The sequence below is a fragment of the Marisediminicola sp. UYEF4 genome (assembly GCF_040546025.1).
Lineage (GTDB): Bacteria > Actinomycetota > Actinomycetes > Actinomycetales > Microbacteriaceae > Marisediminicola.
The window spans coordinates 1-19,484 of record NZ_JBEPNA010000010.1; the positions used below are offsets into that span (position 1 = coordinate 1).

Below are 19,484 nucleotides of genomic sequence, written 5' to 3' on the forward strand. Positions count from 1 at the left end.
CCTGTGATTATGCCGATAACATCCACCCGGAGGCCAGCAAAGACAAGGGCTCCACCGTCAACATCGGCATAATCCGGACATCGGAATAATGCCCCTTATGCCGATATCGGCATAAGCGGCACAAATGGGCAAGGTTGTAGTGCGCTGTCGGATGCTGGTGCTGCCACTGCAGGGTGTGGTCGATGTCGCACAGCTCGGCTTGCCGGGAGCAGCCCGGGAACCGGCATGTCTCATCACGCACCCGCAGGAACGCGCGCAGATCTGCGGGCACCCGGTACCGGTCCCGCCCGATCGAGAGGATTGCTCCGGTCTCCGGGTGGGTGAGCAGACGGATCATGCTCGGCGCACCGGCGGCGAGCAGCCTGGCGGTGTTCGCATCGATCGGTCCGTACCCGTCCAGGGACCCCGGCTCCTCACTGAGCCCGAGGAGCACCAGAGCGGGCACCGTCACACTCAGCCTCGGGCGCGTTTGGAAGTACCGGTCCCGCAGCGACCCGCCCCCGCGGATCCCGGACCACCCCGCACGGGTCAGCGCAACCCTGACCGCCCGATTCCGTCGGGTAGCAGCACGCCGAGCACGCCGGGTACGCCGCGTGCGGCGGGCCACCGTGTCCAGCGGGCGGTCGTCGGCGTTGCTCGTGCCGGCGCTACTGACCGTGTTGGTGCCGTCGAGCATGACCTCGCTGAAGATGTCCGCGCGCAGCTGCGCCAGAGTGCGCACCTCGGTGGGTCCTTGCAGGGCGGTCGCGGCATCGGTGAGGCGGTTGAAAATAGCGATGGCCTCCGGCGCCGGGAGCAGCTGGGAGAGCAGGGCAAGGCCGTCCTGCTGCGGATCCAGACGTACCTCCCGATCCTCCCGCGCCCGCGCGTGGCGCTGCGTGATCGACTCGGGATCAAGCAACTCGGTAAGGATCCGGGCCTTCTGCTTGAACTTCGCCACCGTCAACCGAGCCGCATGAGGCAGAGCCTGCCCCTCCAACACCGCACGGGCCTCGCCCGGCAGTCCGGAGGCGAAGTCGACCATCACCCTCGCATGCCCGAAGCTTATGGTCCCCGACCGCAGAGCCTCCAGCGTCGCCGGGAGCTCGTGGACCAGGATGTGGCTGACACCGAGGAAGGCGTCGATGGTGCGCTCCGGGATCCGCAGCGCCGCACCCAGTTCGGCCCGCAGACTCCGCAACGCCAACTGCCGGCTGCCTGCCCGGCTGCGCTCATCCCCGGTCAGCCCGAGTACCCGGGCCTGCTCGAACAACACCACCCGATCACCCATCAGCCCGGCAATGCCTCGCTCGACCCGCTCGAGGGCATCGATGACCCGCCCCATCGCCTCACCCGCACCACCCGGCCCCGCCGCGACCCCATACGGGTACCCACGACTGGCATCTAGCCCCGCACCGGGCCGGCCGGCCTCCTCGGGCGGGCCTGAATAGTCGGGCTGCCCTGAATGGTCGGGCAAGTCGTCCTCGTCAGCCCAGCGCGGATCATCCAGATCAGGATCATGCGGGAACAACTCCGCCGGCATCCCCTCGAACGGCAAACCAGCACCCGGACGGTACCCCTGGGCGGCCATCTCCGCATCCGCCTCAATATTGAACTGCAGCATCGACGCGGCCAAATCCGCCGCCTCCTCCACCGTCCACCGATAGCCGCTCATACCCATAGCGAACACCCACCCACCGACATCCGACGCACCCGAAAATGGCCGCGCGCAGAAGACCGGAGGCCCTGCACCGACACCCCGAATCCGTTCATGGACACAGTCGACACCCGACCACCGACATTGGTCCGACAATCCCGTTGTCGCCGTGAAACCAGCGGAGAACGAGCGCCGCGGCGGCCCGTGGGAGGACAGGATGAATCGCGGGCCCGCACCCTGTGGCCGGGAGCACGAAGTCAGCGCTCGGCGCTGGCCCTTCTCGCGGCGCGCGGCTAAGCCGAGTCGCGCACGACGAGCCGGGTCGGCAGGATGCTCTGACGCTCGACCTCTTCGCCGGCAAGGAGTGCGAGGAGGTTGTGTGCCATCCGCAGCCCCATCTCGGTCGAGGGCTGGTGCACCGTCGTGAGCTGCGGGTCGGTGCTCGTCGCGGCGGGACTGTCGTCGAAGCCGACGAGGCTGACCTGGTCGGGCACCGAGATGCCCCGTTCGCGGAGCACCGAGATGGCCCCCATGGCCATGAGGTCGCTCGCGACGAAGACGGCGTCGAGATTGGGGTCGCGATCGAGGAGGTCGCGCATGGCGCTCGCCCCGCTGGCCATGGTGAAGTCGCCGTGCGCGATGAGGTCGGTGGGCAGCCCGGCTTCGGCGAGGGTGCTGACCCAGCCCTTGGTGCGGTCGATTGCCGCCTGCATATCGACGGGACCGGAGATCGTCCCGATCCGGCGGCGCCCCTTTTCGAGGAGGTACTCGGTGGCGAGCGCGGCACCTGCGGCGTTGTCGACGTCGACGAAGTAGTTGCTGTGTTGCTCCGGGTGGAAAGGCCGGCCTCCGAAGACGACCGGTATCGTCGCGTCGAGCTCGGAGAAGAACTCGACGTCGGAGTGGTGCGAGACGACGATTGCCCCGTCCACGTTGCCGCCAAGCAGGTATTTCTTCGTCTTGAGCGACGTGGACGTGCGGCTCGCGAGCTGGAGGTTGAGAACGTAGTCGCTTGACTCGAGCCCGCGGGTGATTCCTTGGACGATCGCCGCGAAGAACGGGTCTCCGAAGAATCGCGCCGCCTCCTCGGGCACGATGAGCGCGATTGCCATCGTCTGCCGACTCGCGAGCGATCGAGCGGCGCGGTTCGGCACGTAGTCGAGGCGGGCAATGGCCGCGTTGACAGCATCCACCACGTCCGGGCGCACCTGGGTGGAACCGTTCACGACGCGCGACACGGTGGAGCGCGACACGCCCGCCGCGCTCGCAACGGCCTCGAGGGTCGGTGCGGCGCGACGGGTCGCCTGATGGGCAGCAATCATAAGGGAATTCTAGTTCAGCCGTCGGTCCCGAATGATGGCGCCGTACTCGAGCGCGCTGTCCTTGAGCGTGCGCAGTTGCGTGTCGTAGTCGACCCTCACGATGCCGAACCGCTTCTCGTAGCCCCAGGCCCACTCGAAGTTGTCCATGAGCGACCAGTAGAAGTAGCCGCCGACGGGCACGCCGTCGTCGATCGCGTCCAAGATCGCCGCGAGATGATCGCGGAGGAACTCGACGCGGTCGGCATCATGCACGCTGCCGTCGTCGGACACGACGTCGTTGTAGGCCGCGCCGTTCTCGGTCACGTAAATGCCTGTTCCGGTCGGCGACGTGTACTCGCGGTGCACCCGCCCCAGCAGGCGGGTCAGGCCCTCCGGCTGCACCTCCCAGTCCATCGCGGTCACAGGCAGGCCGCGCGGATGCCAGAAGACGCCGTCCGCGGCGGGGAACGGTGAGCGCTTCGGGCGCTCGGACGGCGCCGCCGCCCTCTCCCCCAGCGGTCCCGGATGGGCGCTCACCGATTCGCCGTGGTAGTAGTTCACCCCGAGGACGTCGATCGGGGTGGAGATGATCTCCAGGTCACCGGGCCGCACGACACCCTCGAAGCCGAGGCCCGCGACATCATCCAGCACATCAACCGGGTAGGAGCCGCGAAAGAGGGGATCGAGGAAGAAGCGGTTGAACTGGCCATCGATTCGGCGGGCCGCATCCAGATCGCCGGCATCGTCAGGGTCCACCGGGTCGGCGACGGTGAGGTTGAGCGTGATGCCCAGCTCGAGGTTCGAGTCGCGCGAGCGGAGTTCCTGCACCGCGAGGCCATGGCCGAGAAGCAGGTGATGGGCTGCCGCGAGGCCGGCCGCGGGATCCTGCAGGCCCGGCGCATGCTCGCCTGCGATGTAGCTCAGGAACGAGGAGCACCACGGTTCATTGAGAGTCGTCCACGAGTCGACCCGGTCGCCGAGCACATCGTGCACGGAGGCGGCGTACTCCGCGAAGAGGTACGCGGTGTCGCGGTTGGCCCAGCCGCCCCTGTCCTCGAGCGCCTGGGGGAGGTCCCAGTGGTAGAGGGTGAGCCAGGGCTTGATGTTCTTCTCGAGCAGCTCGTCGACGAGCCGCGAGTAAAACGCGAGGCCCTTCGCGTTGACGGGGCCGCCGTCGGGCCGCACCCGTGACCACGATGTCGAGAAGCGGTAAGTCTGCAGGCCGAGATCGGCCATCATCGCCACATCCTGCGCGTACCGGTGGTAGTGGTCGCAGGCGACGTCGCCGTTCTCCGCGCCGACGACCGCTCCCGGCACGCGGGCGAAGGCGTCCCAGATCGAGTCGGTGCGGCCGTCTTCGTGCGCCGCCCCCTCGATCTGGTAGGCAGCGGTCGCCGCGCCGAACAGGAAGGCCGGCGGGAACGTCCGCGTCTCGACCTGCCGTGTGAGGTTGGTTAGCTGAGTCATCCCTTGACCGCTCCCTGCATGATTCCGGAGACGAGCTGCTTGCCCGCGACCACGAAGAGGATCAACAGCGGGATGGTCGACAGCAGCACCCCGGCCAACACGATCGAGTAGTCGATGAAGAAGTTGTTCTGGAGAAGCGACAGCGCCACCGGGAGGGTGGGGTTGTTGCTGTCGAGGATGATGAACGGCCAGAAGAAGTTCGTCCACGTCGCGATGAAGATGAACAGCGCGAGCATCGCGGCGGCAGGGCGGGAGGCGGGCACGCCTACGTGCCAGAAGGTGCGGATCATGCTCGCGCCGTCGACTCTCGCGGCCTCGATGAGCTCATCCGGCAGCGTCTGGGTGAGGTATTGCGTCATCCAGAACACCCCGAAAGCCGAGACGAGCGCCGGCAGTATGACCGCCATGATGTTGCCGCTCAGTCCGAGCCACTGCGACATGGCGATGAACAGCGGCACGATGCCGAGCTGGGTTGGAACGGCCATTGTCGCGATCACGAAGATCAGCAGTCCCTTGTTGCCGCGGAACTTGAGCTTCGCGAACGCGTAGCCGGCGAGGGTCGAGAAGAAGACCACCGACGCGGAGACGACCGTCGAGACGATGATGCTGTTGGTGAGCGCCTTCCAGAAGTTGACGCTCGGGTCGTTCACGACCTTCGCGGCATTGCTGAGGAAATTGCCGCCCGGCAGCCAGTCGATGTCCTGCCTGTTGATGGTCGACGAGTCGCCGCTTCCGATGAGGAACGACCAGTAGAGCGGGAAGAGGGACGCGAGGATGACCAGGACAAGGAACACATAGCCGAGGGTGGATGGCTTATTGGACGCGATCGCCTTGGCGCGGCGCTTGGCGCTGCGGCTGGTCTTGTAGGCCTTCACCGGAGGGCCTGCGGGGGTGAGGGGAGCGGGACGCTCGGTTGTGGCGGTCATTTGCTGCTCCTGCTTCCGCTCGTCGCGATGGTGCGGGTTGCCGCGAGGTTGATGAGCCCCACGACGATGATGATGAGGAAGAGCAACCAGGCGGCGGCGGCGGCGCGGCCGAATTGGCCGCCTCCCGCTGGGCCGAACCCCAGGTTGTAGATGTACATCGTGATCGTGAGCCACTGGCTGCTCGCGCCGCCGGCTCCCGTCGTGTCGTACATGCGCGGCTCGTCGAAGATCTGCAGTCCGCCGATGGTCGAGGTGATGATCACAAAGATCAGCGTCGGGCGCAGCGAGGGAATGGTGATCGAGAAGAACTGCCGGATGCGGCCCGCGCCGTCGAGCATGGCCGCCTCGTAGTAATCGCGGGGCACGGCCTGCATGGCCGCGAGGAAGATGAGCGCGTTGTAGCCGGTCCAGCGGAAGTTCACCATCGTCGCGATCGCGAAATGGCTGGGCACGACCTGCGAGTGCCAGCCGACCGGGTCGACGCCGATGCGTCCGAGCGCATTGTTCACCAGACCGTACTGGTCGCCGAACATGTTGCTGAAGATGAGGGCGACGGCGACCGGGGCGACGACGTAGGGGACGAGAACGCCCATGCGCCAGAAGGTCTTGGCGCGGAGGTTCTGGTCGAGGATCGCCGCGATGATCAGCGCGAGGATGACCTGCGGAATCGCAGAGATCAGGAAGATGCTGAAGCTGTTCCGGAGGGCGACCCAGAACTTGTCCTGGGCGAGAACCCACTGAAAGTTGCCGGCGCCGGCGAAGTCACCCTGGCCGCCGATGATGTGCCAGTCGTAGACCGAGACGTACGCGGTGTAGAGCAGCGGGAACAGGCCGGTGAGGATGAAGAGGATGAAGAACGGGGAGATGTAGAGGTAGGGCGAGACCTTCACGTCCCAGCGGTTCAGCTTGTGACTGAACGTGATGCGCCGAATCTCTCGATCCTCGGCTAGCGACTGCGTTGTCATTACTGCTCCTCGCGGTAGAGGGGGTGGAACTCAGGGGAATGGGCCGGGTCGCGGTGAATCGCGACCCGGCCCATCGAGGAGGGTGTTAGCCGATCGCTTCGACGTCGGTCACGAACTGCTCCCATGACGCGTCCGCATCCTGGGTCTTGTCGACATCGACGCGGGTGATCGCGTTCTGCAGGGCGTCCATGACCGGGAAGTAGTTCACGCTCTTGAACGGTGCGACGGTGATCGCGGCGGAACGGTCGGAGAAGATCTCACCGGTCGGTGCCTCGTTGAAGTACGGACGAGTCACGCTGAGCAGTTCCTCTGCCTCGTAGAGGCTCGTCTGGCTCGGGAAGTTGCCGGTGGCGACGAAGGCCTTGAGCTGCTGCTCCGGGTCGGTCAGCCAGTCAGCGAAGGCCTTTGCGGCTTCTGCCTTCTTGCTCTGGGCGGGAACGGTCAGGTACGAACCGCCCCAGTTGCCGCCGCCGTTCGGGAAGACGTTCGCGACGTCCCAGCCCTCGACCTCGGGAGCGTTGCCCTCGATGACGCCGAGCATCCAGCTCGGGCAGAGCATCGTGGCGAAGGCGCCGTTGGCGAATCCAGCCGACCAGTCGTCGCTCCACTGCGCGAGGTGCGCGGAGAGCTCGGGGCTCGCATCGAGAACGGTGTTGTAGGCGTCTTCGACGACGGGGTTGGTCGTCGCGATGATCTCGCCGTCGGTGGACTCGAGGGTCTCCTCTTCCTGGTTCAGGATGCCCTGGAGGATCGCGCCGCTCGAGTCGAACCAGGCGGCGTCGCTGTTCGCGACGAACTCGTCGCCGGCGGCGAAGTAGGTGGCCCAGTCGCCGTCGATCATGGCGGCGACTTCCTCGCGGTCGGTCGGCAGGCCGGCCTCGGCGAACAGGTCGGAGCGGTAGCAGATGGCCTGCGGGCCGATGTCGGTTCCGTAGGCGATGAGGCGGCCGTCGGCGTCGGTGGCCGCGTCGGTCTTCCACTGCACCCAGCGATCGGCGACCTCGTCGTTCGAGAGGTCGTAGAGCTTGTCGGAGTACTGGAGCAGCTCGGCGAACCAGTCGATCTCGACCGCTTCGACATCGGCGAGGCCGGAGCCGGCGCCGAGCTTGGTGAAGTAGTTGGTGCGGGCGTCGCCGGACGTGGCGGCCTTGTTGTGCACGATCTTGATGCCGGTGAGCTCGGTGTACTCGGCGAGCATCTCGTCGGTGTACCCGAAGTCGTTGAAGGTCGCGAGGGTGAGCTCGGTCACCTCGTCGTCGGCGCCGGGGGCGCCGCCGCTGCTGCAGCCCGCTGCGAGTAGTGCGAATGCGGCCGCGCCGGCGATGGCTGCTGCAGCGGTTGTGCGTCGTGATTTGCTCACGGTCACTCCTTTGTGTGCGTGGGGATAGGGAGATCGTGGGAGCGCTCCTAGTTCTTGCCATGGGAGCGCTCTCAGTGGATCGTGGCCACACTAGCGCAGGGATCCCACCAGCTGTCAACCCTTTTTGGGAGCGCTCCCAAATTGATACCAAACGATCCCCCGCAGGTCGGCTTTCATCATTCAGGAGTGGACAGGTCGGTCGGGGCGTGGACACGCACGAATCTGCCGCAATCTGTACTTATTCCGCGATATTGCGGCGTTTGAGGCACGTGCGCGCGGAATTTTGGATGCCGCCACCGCCAGCCTCCTGAATAATGAAAGCAGTGGCAAGCAGTGGCCAGCAGTGGTGGTCAGTCCCGGTCGCGCGGCCGTGACATCGATGGCTCGATCAGGGCGCCGGTCTCGTTCGCCGCCTTCTGGGCCAGCACCGCGGCATCCGCTTCGGCCACCTCCTGCTGCGCCGACTTCTCACGCAGCGGCGTCGCCTTGAGGAAGAAGCTGAGCACAAAGGCGACGAGCACGACCGTGAGGCTGACCCAGAACACGGAGACGGATGCCGTCGCGAAGCCCTCGAGGAACGGGGCGGCGAGGCGCGGGTCGGCCGTGTTCAGGAACGAGGTGTCGCCGTCGAGCGCGGAGCCGACGCCGGAGGGGTCGGCCAGGAGCTCCAAAATCCGGGCGTTGGCCGGATCCGCCCGCACCGAAGGCTGGCTCGCGACCGCGCCGAGGGACTGCTGGGTGGCGGTGTTGGAGAAGATCTCCTGGAGCACAACGGGGATGCGGGTGAAGAGCACCGAGAAGATGACCGCAGTGCCGAGGGTGCCTCCGATCTGCCGGAAGAAGGTCGACGACGACGTGGCGACGCCGATGTCCCGCGGGCCCACGGCATTCTGGCTCGCGAGCGTGAGGGTCTGCATGAGCTGGCCGAGCCCGAGCCCGACGAGCAGCATCCCGATCATCATGAACCACACGGGCTTGTCGTAGGTCGCGAAGGTGAACCAGCCGAACCCGGCCGACATGAACGCGGTGCCGATGATCGGGAACGGCTTGTACTTGCCGGTGCGGCTGATGAGTTGGCCGCTGACGATCGACGAGACCATGAGGCCGAGGATCATCGGCAGCATCAGGAATCCGCTCTGGGTCGGGGTCGCCCCGTTCACGAGCTGCAGGTACAGCGGCACAGTCATCATCGCGCCGAACATGCCGAAGCCGACGAGCACGCCGAGCACTGTGGCCATCGAGAAGGTCGGCGACGAGAACAGCTTGAGGGGGATGAGTGCGTCGTCGCCCATAAGCTTCTCGGCCAGGATGAAGCCCGCAATGCCCAGCCCGCCGATGGCGTAGCAGGCGATGGCGATGCCGGAGCCCCAGCCCCACTCGCGGCCCTGCTCGGCGACGAGCAGCAGCGGAACGGCGGCGAGGATGACGGTGGCCGCCCCCCACCAGTCGATGCGAACCGGGCGCTTGGAGTGCGGAACGTGAAGGAAGCGCAGAACGATCGCGAGCGCGGCGATGCCGATGGGGAGGTTGATCAGGAACACCCAGCGCCATCCGGTGACGAACAGGATCTCGGTGGTGCCGGCGAAGAAGCCTCCGATGAGCGGTCCGATGACGCTCGAGATCCCGAACACGGCGAGGAAGTAGCCCTGGTATTTGGCTCGCTCGCGCGGCGCGAGCATATCGCCCATGATCGTGAGCGGCAGCGCCATCAGGCCGCCTGCGCCGAGGCCCTGGATTGCGCGGAAGATCGCGAGCTCGTACATGCTCGTGGAGAACCCGGCGAGCAGCGAGCCCAGGAGGAAGATCGTGATCGCGATGATGAACAGGGGCCTGCGGCCGAAGATGTCGCTGAGCTTGCCGTAGATCGGGGTGCTGATCGTCGCCACGATCAGGTAGGACGTCGTGACCCAGGCCTGCAGGCTCAAACCGTCGAGGTCGTCGCCGATGGTGCGCATCGAGGTGCCGACCACCGTCTGGTCCAGCGCCGAGAGGAACATGCCGGCCATCAGGCCGAAGATCACGAACAGGATCTGGCGGTGGCTCATGACCGCGCCGGGGTCGGCGACGGCGGACTTCCTCGCGCTGGAACTCGCCTGGGACTTGACGCGTGACATGGAACCTCGTTCTGGTGGCGTTGGTAAAATATGCTCAGGCAAGCGGCGCACGTCGTTGGCGCAAAACTTTGCGGAGACTGCAAAGTTACACCTTGTGCAAGCGTGCTGCAAGTGCGCTGCTGATACCGAAACCCCGGATGCGTCGCCTCGTGAGGAGCCGTGGAATGCACGATCGAGTGACACGCCGAGTGACTCGTCGGTTGGCCCGCGCACTCGTCGCGGCCGCCACGGTCACCGTCGTCTCGTTCGGCCTCACTGCCTGCGAGTCAGAGTTCCTCTCCGCGCAGGACGGTTGGCAGTATTCACTGTCGCGCTCGGCCTCGCCGACACCCTCGGTCACGCCCTCCCCGTCCCGTGCGCCGGCACCGTCGGCATCCGCCTCCCCGGTCGAGCCCACGCCGGCACCCACGCCCGCTCCCGTCGACCCGGGCTTCAACGCGGCGCTCCACTCGATCGACGACCCCGCGAGCCGGTGGGTCGTGAGCAACAAGCTCCGACCGCTCAGCCCGGTCGGGTTCGTGCCCCCCGACCTCGTTGCGGCCACGGTGCCGTTCGTCTCGAATCCGTACATGAGGCCGGATGCCGCCACCGCGATCGCCGTGATGTTCGCCGCGGCGGCGGCAGAGGGCGCCGGCGCTTTGCAGATCCAGAACGCGTATCGCTCCTACGACACGCAGGTGCGCGTCTACGGCGACTGGGTGTCGCGCGTCGGCCAGGCGAGCGCGGATGCCCAGAGCGCGCGCCCCGGGCATAGCGAGCACCAGACCGGCTTCGGCGTCGACATCACCTCGCTGCCGGCGCGCTGCTCCATCCAGGAGTGCTTCGGGCAGACGCCGGAGGGAGTCTGGCTCGCCGGCAACGCCTACCGGTTCGGCTTCATCCTGCGCTACCCGGCCGGAATGACGGATGTCACGGGCTTCATCTACGAGCCGTGGCACTTCCGCTACGTCGGCACCAAGCTGTCGACCGAGATGCGCGAGCGCGGCGTCGAGACGCTCGAGGAGTTCTTCGGCCTGCCCGCCGCCGCAAACTACGCCGGCTGACGTCGCTTTCATTATTCAGGAGTGACTGTCAGAAATCAGGACTGGCAGCGGAGGGGTAGCCAGGCGGTGGATCGCAGATGCCGAAATCACGGCGCAGGGTCGAGGCCGGTGACCTCAGCCCGGCCCCGGTACTCCTGAATTCTGCTGCCCACTCCTGAATAATGAAAGCAAGCGCTGCTAGCCGGCGAGGGCCGCGTCGACGATGAGCTTCGCCTCCGCCTGCACCTGCCGCAGGTGCTCGGTGCCCTTGAACGACTCGGCGTAGATCTTGTAGACGTCCTCGGTGCCGCTCGGCCTGGCCGCGAACCAGGCGTTCTCGGTCACCACCTTCACGCCTCCGACCGCCGCGCCGTTCCCGGGCGCTTCGCTCAGGCGCGCGAGGATCGGCTCGCCGGCGAGCTCGGTCGCGGTGATCGCGGCACCGGTGATCTTGCCGAGCGCTGTCTTCTGCGCCTTCGTCGCCGCGGCATCCACCCGCTCGTAGACGGGCGCGCCGAACTTCTCGGTCAGCTCCGCATAGAGCTGCGACGGGGTCTTGCCGGTCACCGCGAGGATCTCGCTCGCGACGAGGGCGAGGATGATGCCGTCCTTGTCGGTTGTCCAGGCGGTGCCGTCCATGCGCAGGAAGCTCGCACCGGCCGACTCCTCTCCGCCGAAGGCGACCGATCCGTCGATCAGGCCGGAGACGAACCACTTGAAGCCCACCGGGACCTCCCAGAGGCGGCGGCCGAGCGACTCGGCGACCCGGTCGATCATGGTGCTCGAGACGAGGGTCTTGCCGATCGCGGCGTCCTCGCTCCACTGCGGGCGGTGCGTGTAGAGGTACTGGATCGCCACCGCGAGGAAGTGGTTCGGGTTCATCAGCCCGCCGTCGGGCGTGACGATGCCGTGCCGGTCGGCATCCGCGTCGTTGCCGGTGAGAATGTCGAAGTCATCTTTGTGGGCGAGAACCGATGCCATTGCCGACGGCGACGACGGGTCCATCCGGATCTTCCCATCCCAGTCGAGCGTCATGAAGCCCCACGCGGGGTCGACGACGGGGTTCACGACGGTGAGGTCGATGCCGTAGGTGTCGGCAATGAGCTGCCAATAGTGCACGCTCGCCCCGCCGAGCGGGTCGGCGCCGATGCGGATGCCCGCCTTCTTGATGGCGTCAAAGTCGATGATTGTGGCGAGGTCGGCGACGTACTGTCCGCGGTAATCGTAGGTCTCGACTCCGCTCGGCTCTGCGGCCTTCACCTCGCGGTTCTCGTTCGCGATGAGCTCGTTCGCCCGGTTCGCGATCCAGCTTGTCGCGTCGCTGTCGGCCGGGCCGCCGTGCGGCGGGTTGTACTTGAAGCCGCCATCACGGGGCGGGTTGTGCGACGGGGTGATGACGATGCCGTCGGCCTGATCGTCGTGTCCAGCGCGGTTGTAGGCGATGATCGCGTGGCTCAGCGCCGGCGTCGGCACGAAGTCGTCGAACTCGTCGACGAGTGCGCGAACCCCGTTGGCGGTGAGCACCTCGAGCGCCGTCGTCTCGGCCGGGCGGGAGAGGGCGTGAGTGTCCTTGCCGATGAACAGCGGCCCGGTGATCCCCTGCGAGGCGCGGTACTCCAAAATCGCCTGGGTGATCGCGAAGATGTGCGTCTCGTTGAAGGCGCTGTCGAGCGACGAGCCGCGATGGCCGGATGTTCCGAACGCGACCTTCTGGTCGGGATTGGTGACGTCCGGGACGAGTGCATAGTACGCGGCGACGAGCGCCTTCACGTCGATGAGGTCTGATTCCTGGGCCTGCTGGCCTGCGCGAGCATTCATGCAGACAGTCTGGCACCGCCCCGCCCCGCCGCGCCCGGTTGCACGGCATTTATCCGACGAGGAGGGCCGTTGGCGTGGGCTGCCCTAGGCTCGACGCATGCCCGAGAGCGACCTGCCGACACGCGACCAGCCGACCAGCCGACCAGCGACCGCAGCATCCGACACCTACAGCTTCCTGGGCCCCGCCGGCACGTTCACCGAAGCCGCCCTCGCGCAGGTCCCCGAGGCTGCCGGCAAGCCGTGGCGCTCTGTCAACAACGTCGGCGAGGCCCTCGACGACGTGGTCTCCGGTCGCAGCGTCGCGGCGATGATCGCGATCGAGAACTCCGTCGAGGGCGGGGTAAGTGCGACCCAGGATGCCCTCGCCAACGTGCCCAACCTCCGCATCATCGGCGAGTACCTCGTGCCGGTCAACTTCGTGTTCGTGGCCAGGCCCGGAACGACCCTTGCCGACGTGAAAGTCGTGAACGCGCATCCGGTCGCCTACGCGCAGTGCCACCTGTGGCTCGACGCCGTTCTTCCGTCCCACGGGCACATCCCCGCCACGTCGAACGTCGCCGCAGCCGCATCGCTGTTCGAGAACGGGCTGGCAGACGCCGCGATCGCGCCGCGGAACATCACCAAGCACCACGACCTCGTCGTGCTCGCCGAGGATATCGGCGACAATCCGAGCGCGGTGACGAGGTTCGTGCTGGTGAGCCGCACCGTTCCGACCCCCGCGGCGACAGGGGCGGACAAGACGAGCCTCATCGCCGAGCTGCCGGACGACAGGGCAGGGGCGCTGCTCGAGATGCTCGAGCAGTTCGCCACCCGCGGCGTGAACATGAGCCTGCTCGAGTCGCGGCCGATCGGCGACGCACTCGGCCGGTACCGCTTCGTGATCGACCTCGACGGCCACATCCTCGACGAGCGGGTGGCCGACGCGCTGCTCGGGCTCAAGCGGTTCAGTCCCAACGTGATCTTCCTGGGCTCGTACCCGCGGGCCGACCGCATCCGCGTCGAGGTCACCGACCGCTACGGCGACGACGCCTTCGCGGACGCCCGCGACTGGCTGCGCGGGCTCATCGCCGGCGAGAGCGACTAGGGCGTGTCTCCCTATCCTTGGTCTGATCGTTTGGCATCATTTTCGGCATGACGCGTGATGCTGTGTTGTCGGATGACCAGTGGGCTCGAATCGAGTCGTTGATGCCTTCCTCGGGAGGTCGTGCCGGGCGGCCGTTCCGGGACCACCGGCGAGTGATGGAGGGCATCATCTACCGGTATCGGGCCGGGATTCCCTGGCGGGATCTGCCAGAGAGTTTCGGCCCGTGGCAGACAGTCTGGAAACGTCACCGTCGGTTCTCCGGCGACGGGACCTGGGACGAGATCCTCGCGAGACTGCTGGGCGATGCCGAATCTGCGGGCCTGATCGAGTGGGAGGTGTCGGTGGACTCGACGGTGAACCGGGCTCACCAGCACGCCACCAACCTCCCGCGCCACACAGGGGGGTCTGTCGAATTACAAGAATTATCAGCTCGAGCCTCCTGATCATGCAATTGGCCGGTCTCGCGGGGGTTTGACCACGAAGATCCACCAGTTGTGTGATGCGAGACTGCGCCCTCTGGTGGTGATCATCGCTCCAGGTCAGGGCGGTGACGCCCCGATGTTCCCGCACCTGCTGGACTGCTTGCGGGTTGCCGGAGCCGGTCGGGGGCGGCCGCGGACGACCCCGGACCGGACGTTGGGCGATAAAGCGTATTCCTCCAAGGCAATCCGCAAGTTACTCCGGGATCGCGGCATTCAGGCGGTCATTCCCGAGCCTGCGGACCAGATCGCGAACCGGAAGCGACGCGGCAGCAAAGGCGGCCGACCGCCGTCTCTCGACCGGGAGATCTACAAGCGCCGCAACGTCGTGGAACGGTCCTTCAACGACATCAAGCAGTGGCGCGGCATCGCGACCCGCTACGACAAACTCGCCATCACCTACCGCGGCGGAGTCGTCCTGCGCGCGATCATCATCTGGCTCAAGGCATTACGAGACACGCCCTAGCCGCGGCGCGGTCTACCCGGCGGGCACCTTCACGGTGAGGCCGAGGTGCTCGACAGTCGCCTTGACCGCGACGACCTTGCCGAAGCCGTCGCCGTCGAGCTCGAACTCCTCCGCCCGGTCGAGGCGCATCACGAGCTCCTTGCCCTGCAGGTAGCGCAGCGTGCGCACCTCCTTGGTCATGCCCATGAGCTTGCGGCCGACCTGGCTGCGCCGCAGCACGCCGTTCTCCCACACGATCTTCACCCAGATCTGCACCCAGCCAAAGAAACCCTCGGGACGCAGCGCCACAATGTCGAACATACCGTCGTCGACGGCGGCATCCGGCAGGAGCAGGATGTTGCCGGGCAGCGACCCGCAGTTGCCGATCATGACCGTGTGCACCCGGACCGTGCGGTTGCCCTGCCGGTCGAGGTTGTAGCGGATGTTGAGGCTGTTGTCGCCCCTGAGGGACTTGCGGATCGCGTCGACGTACGCGATCCAGCCGACCTTCTTCTTGAGGTCGGGGTCGGTGTTCGCGATCATCTGCGCGTCGAGCCCGAGCCCCGCCATAACGAGAAACACGAATCTCTCCTTGGTGGCGTCCTCGCGCTCGACCTCAACCAGTCCGAGGTCGATCGATCGATCGGTGCCCGCGAAGGCCGTGCTCACCGCGTGGTCGAGGCTGTCGAGGGTGAGCTTGAGGTTGCGGGCGAGCAGGTTGCCGGTTCCCGAGGGGATGAGCCCGACGGGAACATCGGACCCGCGCACCGCCTCGGCCACCGCGCGCACGGTACCGTCGCCGCCGGCGATCATGATCACGTCGACATCGTGGCTGAGGACCTCGGCGGCGACCTTCTGTCCCGGGTCCTCCTTCGAGGTCTCGAACCACAGGGTCTCACGCCAGCCCGCGGTCTTTTCGCCCGCGGCGACGGCCGCCTTGAGTAGCGGCAGGTCGACCTTGATCGGGTTGTAGATGACGGCCGCAACCTTCTCGAACGCCGCATGTCCGGTCTTCTGCGCCTCTGTCTTCACCGCCGTCCTCTTGGCGATCTTCTTCTCCGCTGGCCCGGCATCAGGGGCGAGCACCTCCTCGGCAACGTCGGCGGGGTCGGCGGGCTGAGCTGTCGAGTCGTTCTCGGGAGCGATGGTCACGAGTAAACGCTAACCCATGCTCCAACTAGAATCGGGGAGTGATCGATGCGCAGCTACTACGCGAAAATCCCGATATCGTCCGGTCCTCGCAGGCCGCGCGCGGAGCATCCGTCGAGCTGGTCGACGAGGCGCTCGTCGCGGATGCCGCCCGCCGAACGGCAATCAACGAGTTCGAGACCCTCCGTGCGAGCCAGAACCTGTTCGGCAAGCGCGTCGCGCAGGCGGCCAAGGACGAGAAGAAGCAGCTCGTGGCCGAGGCGCAGGACCTCGCCGCGCGGGTGAAGGCCGCGAGCGCGGCGGCGGCGGATGCCGATGCGGAGTTTGACCGGATCGTCGGCAGCATCGCGAACCCGATCCTCGACGGTGTGCCGGCCGGCGGCGAAGATGACTTCGTGCTGCTCAAGTCGGTCGGCGAGAAGCCGCGGTTCGACTTCGAGCCGCGCGATCACCTCGAACTCGGCGAGCTGCTCGGCGCGATCGACATGGGTCGCGGCGCGAAGGTGTCCGGGGCGCGCTTCTCGTTCCTCCGGGGAATCGGGGCGAGGCTCGAACTCGCGATCATGAACATGGGCCTCGACCGCGCGCTCGCGGGCGGCTTCATCCCGCTCATCACCCCGACCCTCGTCAAGCCGGAGATCATGCGCGGCACCGGGTTCCTTGGTGAGCATGCCGACGAGATCTACTACCTCCCGGCCGACGACCTCTACCTCACCGGCACGAGCGAGGTGGCCCTCGCCGGCTACCACTCCGACGAGATCCTCGACCTCACCGCGGGCCCGCTCCGCTACGCGGGCTGGTCCACGTGCTATCGCCGTGAAGCCGGCTCCGGCGGAAAGGACACCAGGGGGATCATCCGCGTGCACCAATTCAACAAGCTCGAGATGTTCAGCTACGTGCTGCCGGAGAATGCCGCGGCGGAGCACGAGCGCCTGCTCGCCTTCCAGGAGAACATGCTCGGCGCGCTCGGTCTCAGCTACCGCGTGATCGACACCGCCGCCGGCGATCTCGGGTCGAGCGCGGCGCGCAAATACGACGTCGAGGCGTGGGTTCCCACCCAGGGCGCGTACCGCGAGCTGACGAGCACGAGCAACTGCACGACGTACCAGGCCCGGCGCCTCGACATCCGCTACCGCACCGAGTCAGGCAAGACCGCCCCCGTCGCCACCCTCAACGGCACGCTCGCGACCACGAGGTGGATCGTGGCCCTCCTCGAGACGCACCAGTGTGCCGACGGCTCCGTTGTGGTTCCGGATGCCCTCCGCCCGTACCTGGGCGGCCTCGAGATCATCGAGCCGGACTCCCTATGACGTCCGACAGCACGACGTCCGACGGCACGACGTCCGACAGCTCCGTGCCCGAGAGCACGGCGTCGGCGAGCCACGACGGGCGCCTCCTCATCGCCCTCGATATCGACGGCACCGTGCTGCGCGAGGACGGGGTCATCAGCGATCACGTTCACGCGGAGGTGCGCCGCGTGCGCGACCTCGGGCACGAGGTCATGCTCGCGACCGGCCGGTCCGTCTCGATGACACTCCCGGTGCTGGACCGGCTCGAGCTCACCCCTGGCTTCGTGGTCTGCTCGAACGGCGCGATCACTCTCAAGCGCGATGAGAGCGAGCCGACGAACTACGTGCACCACCACGTCGAGACCTTCAACCCGGCCCGCGTGCTCACGACGATCAGGGGGAGCCTCGAGAAGGCCAGCTACGCCGTCGAGGACGCCGACGGGTTCTACCGGTACACCGGCTACTTCCCCGACACGACCCTCGGCGCCCTGAGCGAGAAGGTCGAATTCGAGCAGCTGCTCACCTACGAGGCCACCCGCGTTGTCGTGGTCTCCCCCGAGCACGACATGGAGGAGTTCCTCACCATCGTCGAGCAGATGGGACTCCACCGGGTCAGCTACAACGTGGGCTGGACGGCGTGGCTCGACATCGCCCCCGACGGCGTCAACAAGGCCACCGCCATGGAGCGGGTGCGTGCGAGCCTCGGCATCCCGCGCACGCACGTCATGGCCGTCGGCGACGGCCGCAACGACATCGACATGCTCGAGTGGGCTTCCCTGCGCGGCCGTGGCGTCGCGATGGGCCAGGCACCGGATGTCGTGCGCGAGGTAGCCAACGAGCACACCTCCAGCGACTGGGACGACGGCGTGGCCAAACTCTTCCGCAGCATCTAGATAATCGGCGTGCGCCTGACCGAAACATTAATCGGTTATGATCGGGCCTGAACTCCGGGGAGGGCTGTCCGAGCGGCCGATGGAGCCAGTCTTGAAAACTGGTGATGCGAAAGCATTCGTGGGTTCGAATCCCACGCCCTCCGCTCCAATTGCTGCCGTGATCACGTCGAGGGGATTTGCTTGAGCGACCTGCGCCCACGTATGCACGACCGTTCCCGCCGTGCTCATGCGGCAAGGCACGGCCGCGCAAGAAAGTCCCACGCCGCGGTCGCCGTGGCGAAGGTGGTCGCGGCGAGCCTTGCGGTGCTGCTTGTCAGCGGCACCTCCCTCGCCGCCATCGCGGTTGCGCAGCTGTCGGGGAACATCGAGTCGGTCACCCTCGCCGGAGACGATGACGATGTCACGCCGACGGCCGCGGCCCCCGCCCTCGGCAAGTTCGACGGCGGGTTCAACATCCTCGTCGTCGGCAGCGACGTCTGTGACGTGGTGGGCGGCTGTGCCGACCGCCAGAGCGAGCTCAACGACGTGACCATGCTCATCCGCATCGCCGCGGACCAGTCGAGCGCGGTGGGCGTCAGCTTTCCCCGCGACCTCGTGGTGCCCATCCCGTCCTGCCCACAGGAGGACGGAGAGGGGTACTACAACGCCATGTCGGCCCAGCCGATCAACAACACCCTCGCCTACGGGGGGCTCGCCTGCACCGTCCTCACGGTCGAGGCGCTCACCGGGCTCGACATCCCGTACGCCGGACTCATCACCTTCAACGGCGTGATCGGCATGAGCAACGCCGTCGGCGGCGTGCCGGTGTGCATCGACGGTCCGATCAACGACCGCTACTCGGGCTTCAGGCGTGACGAGGCAGGCGAGTACACGCTCCAGGGCCAGGACGCGCTCAACTTCCTCCGTACGAGGCACGGGGTCGGCGACGGCAGCGACCTCGGCCGGATCAGCTCCCAGCAGGTGTTCCTCTCCTCGCTCGTCCGCACGATCAAGAGCGACAGCACGCTGAACGATCCGTCGAAGCTGTTCGGCATCGCCACGGCGGCCACGAGCAACATGAAGCTGTCGACACAGCTGGCGAACCTCAACACGATGGTGTCGATGTCGCTGGTGCTCAAGGACATCCCGCTCGAGCGGATCACGTTCGTGCAGTACCCCGGAACCACGGGCCAGGGCGGCGTCTATTCCGGCAAGGTCGCGCCGATCAAGGCGCAGGCGGACGCGCTGTTCGCGAAGATCGTCTCCGATGAGCCCTTCACGCTCGCGGCGGGGACCGGGCGCGGGTCGATCCTGAACCCGGATGCGCCGTCCACGGCATCCGTCGATCCCGCAGCGCCCGTCGACCCGGCGCCTCCCGTCGACCCCGCAGCACCGGCGGATCCGGCGGAGGCTCCGGATGCGGTCGATGCGGCTGCACCGACCGCCGAGGTACTCTCCGGGGTTCTGGGCCAGACCGCCGCCGACTACACCTGTTCCAAGTCGAACAACTGATCTCGTGCCGCCTCGAATGGGCGGTGGCGCGTCGTGCCGCTATGA

Annotated in this window: 15 protein-coding genes and 1 tRNA gene; 7 read left to right on the plus strand and 9 right to left on the minus strand. The window is 66.8% G+C overall.

Annotated features, from left to right (window positions below):
- Window positions 1–7: 7 nt before the first annotated feature.
- The 7 genes from ABIB15_RS10100 to ABIB15_RS10130 form a co-directional block, all read right to left on the minus strand.
- On the minus strand, window positions 8–1,654 hold the full coding sequence (locus ABIB15_RS10100) for an HNH endonuclease (RefSeq protein ID WP_354477792.1): 1,647 nt from the start codon (window positions 1,652–1,654) through the stop codon (window positions 8–10).
- 275 nt (window positions 1,655–1,929) lie between these two features.
- A complete protein-coding gene (locus tag ABIB15_RS10105) occupies window positions 1,930–2,958 on the minus strand; it encodes a LacI family DNA-binding transcriptional regulator (protein ID WP_354477795.1) in 1,029 nt (342 codons plus the stop codon).
- A gap of 9 nt (window positions 2,959–2,967) precedes the next feature.
- On the minus strand, window positions 2,968–4,404 hold the full coding sequence (locus ABIB15_RS10110) for a GH1 family beta-glucosidase (RefSeq protein ID WP_354477798.1): 1,437 nt from the start codon (window positions 4,402–4,404) through the stop codon (window positions 2,968–2,970).
- Window positions 4,401–5,330, minus strand: a complete 930-nt coding sequence (locus ABIB15_RS10115) for a carbohydrate ABC transporter permease (RefSeq protein WP_354477801.1) — start codon at window positions 5,328–5,330, stop codon at window positions 4,401–4,403. The genes ABIB15_RS10110 and ABIB15_RS10115 overlap by 4 nt, the downstream gene beginning before the upstream one ends.
- A complete protein-coding gene (locus tag ABIB15_RS10120) occupies window positions 5,327–6,295 on the minus strand; it encodes a carbohydrate ABC transporter permease (RefSeq protein ID WP_354477804.1) in 969 nt (322 codons plus the stop codon). The genes ABIB15_RS10115 and ABIB15_RS10120 overlap by 4 nt, the downstream gene beginning before the upstream one ends.
- An 85-nt stretch (window positions 6,296–6,380) precedes the next feature.
- A complete protein-coding gene (locus ABIB15_RS10125) occupies window positions 6,381–7,655 on the minus strand; it encodes an extracellular solute-binding protein (RefSeq protein WP_354477807.1) in 1,275 nt (424 codons plus the stop codon).
- A gap of 350 nt (window positions 7,656–8,005) precedes the next feature.
- Window positions 8,006–9,700: an MDR family MFS transporter gene (locus ABIB15_RS10130; RefSeq protein ID WP_354478064.1), complete on the minus strand. Its 1,695-nt coding sequence runs from the start codon at window positions 9,698–9,700 to the stop codon at window positions 8,006–8,008.
- 257 nt (window positions 9,701–9,957) lie between these two features.
- On the opposite strand from ABIB15_RS10130, the gene ABIB15_RS10135 reads away from it, so the two are divergent.
- Entirely contained in the window at window positions 9,958–10,812 is an 855-nt protein-coding gene (locus ABIB15_RS10135) for a M15 family metallopeptidase (protein WP_354477809.1), read from the plus strand.
- Between the two features lie 177 nt (window positions 10,813–10,989).
- Here the strand turns inward: ABIB15_RS10135 and pgm are convergent, their stop codons facing one another.
- Window positions 10,990–12,609, minus strand: a complete 1,620-nt coding sequence (pgm, locus tag ABIB15_RS10140; RefSeq protein ID WP_354477812.1) for a phosphoglucomutase (alpha-D-glucose-1,6-bisphosphate-dependent) — start codon at window positions 12,607–12,609, stop codon at window positions 10,990–10,992.
- A 97-nt stretch (window positions 12,610–12,706) separates the two neighbouring features.
- On the opposite strand from pgm, the gene pheA reads away from it, so the two are divergent.
- Both pheA and ABIB15_RS10150 read left to right on the plus strand, forming a co-directional pair.
- Window positions 12,707–13,693: a prephenate dehydratase gene (pheA, locus tag ABIB15_RS10145; protein ID WP_354477814.1), complete on the plus strand. Its 987-nt coding sequence runs from the start codon at window positions 12,707–12,709 to the stop codon at window positions 13,691–13,693.
- Between the two features lie 47 nt (window positions 13,694–13,740).
- Window positions 13,741–14,638, plus strand: a protein-coding gene (locus ABIB15_RS10150; RefSeq protein ID WP_502908943.1) for an IS5 family transposase whose coding sequence is annotated in 2 segments (ribosomal slippage) — window positions 13,741–14,078 and window positions 14,077–14,638 — 900 coding nt in all. Because the reading frame shifts where the segments join, the coding sequence is not laid out codon by codon here.
- Between the two features lie 12 nt (window positions 14,639–14,650).
- Here the strand turns inward: ABIB15_RS10150 and ABIB15_RS10155 are convergent.
- Entirely contained in the window at window positions 14,651–15,769 is a 1,119-nt protein-coding gene (locus tag ABIB15_RS10155; protein ID WP_354477817.1) for a diacylglycerol/lipid kinase family protein, read from the minus strand.
- 38 nt (window positions 15,770–15,807) lie between these two features.
- Between ABIB15_RS10155 and serS the strand changes: the two genes are divergently transcribed.
- The 4 genes from serS to ABIB15_RS10175 all read left to right on the plus strand — a co-directional run bounded on the left by serS (window position 15,808) and on the right by ABIB15_RS10175 (window position 19,439).
- Window positions 15,808–17,076, plus strand: coding sequence for a serine--tRNA ligase (gene serS / locus ABIB15_RS10160; protein ID WP_354477820.1), 1,269 nt, complete (start codon window positions 15,808–15,810; stop codon window positions 17,074–17,076).
- On the plus strand, window positions 17,073–17,948 hold the full coding sequence (locus ABIB15_RS10165) for an HAD family hydrolase (RefSeq protein ID WP_354477823.1): 876 nt from the start codon (window positions 17,073–17,075) through the stop codon (window positions 17,946–17,948). The genes serS and ABIB15_RS10165 overlap by 4 nt, the downstream gene beginning before the upstream one ends.
- A 58-nt stretch (window positions 17,949–18,006) precedes the next feature.
- Window positions 18,007–18,091, plus strand: a tRNA-Ser gene (locus tag ABIB15_RS10170).
- Between the two features lie 37 nt (window positions 18,092–18,128).
- A complete protein-coding gene (locus tag ABIB15_RS10175) occupies window positions 18,129–19,439 on the plus strand; it encodes an LCP family protein (RefSeq protein ID WP_354477826.1) in 1,311 nt (436 codons plus the stop codon).
- Window positions 19,440–19,484 lie beyond the last annotated feature (45 nt).

Coding starts and splice junctions, on each gene's coding strand:
- pgm (WP_354477812.1), bottom strand. CDS start 12,609: ATGAATGCTCGCGCAGGCCAGCAGGCCCAGGAATCAGACCTCATCGAC.
- ABIB15_RS10105 (WP_354477795.1), bottom strand. CDS start 2,958: ATGATTGCTGCCCATCAGGCGACCCGTCGCGCCGCACCGACCCTCGAG.
- ABIB15_RS10120 (WP_354477804.1), bottom strand. CDS start 6,295: ATGACAACGCAGTCGCTAGCCGAGGATCGAGAGATTCGGCGCATCACG.
- pheA (WP_354477814.1), top strand. CDS start 12,707: ATGCCCGAGAGCGACCTGCCGACACGCGACCAGCCGACCAGCCGACCA.
- ABIB15_RS10100 (WP_354477792.1), bottom strand. CDS start 1,654: ATGAGCGGCTATCGGTGGACGGTGGAGGAGGCGGCGGATTTGGCCGCG.
- ABIB15_RS10115 (WP_354477801.1), bottom strand. CDS start 5,330: ATGACCGCCACAACCGAGCGTCCCGCTCCCCTCACCCCCGCAGGCCCT.
- ABIB15_RS10165 (WP_354477823.1), top strand. CDS start 17,073: ATGACGTCCGACAGCACGACGTCCGACGGCACGACGTCCGACAGCTCC.
- ABIB15_RS10130 (WP_354478064.1), bottom strand. CDS start 9,700: ATGAGCCACCGCCAGATCCTGTTCGTGATCTTCGGCCTGATGGCCGGC.
- ABIB15_RS10110 (WP_354477798.1), bottom strand. CDS start 4,404: ATGACTCAGCTAACCAACCTCACACGGCAGGTCGAGACGCGGACGTTC.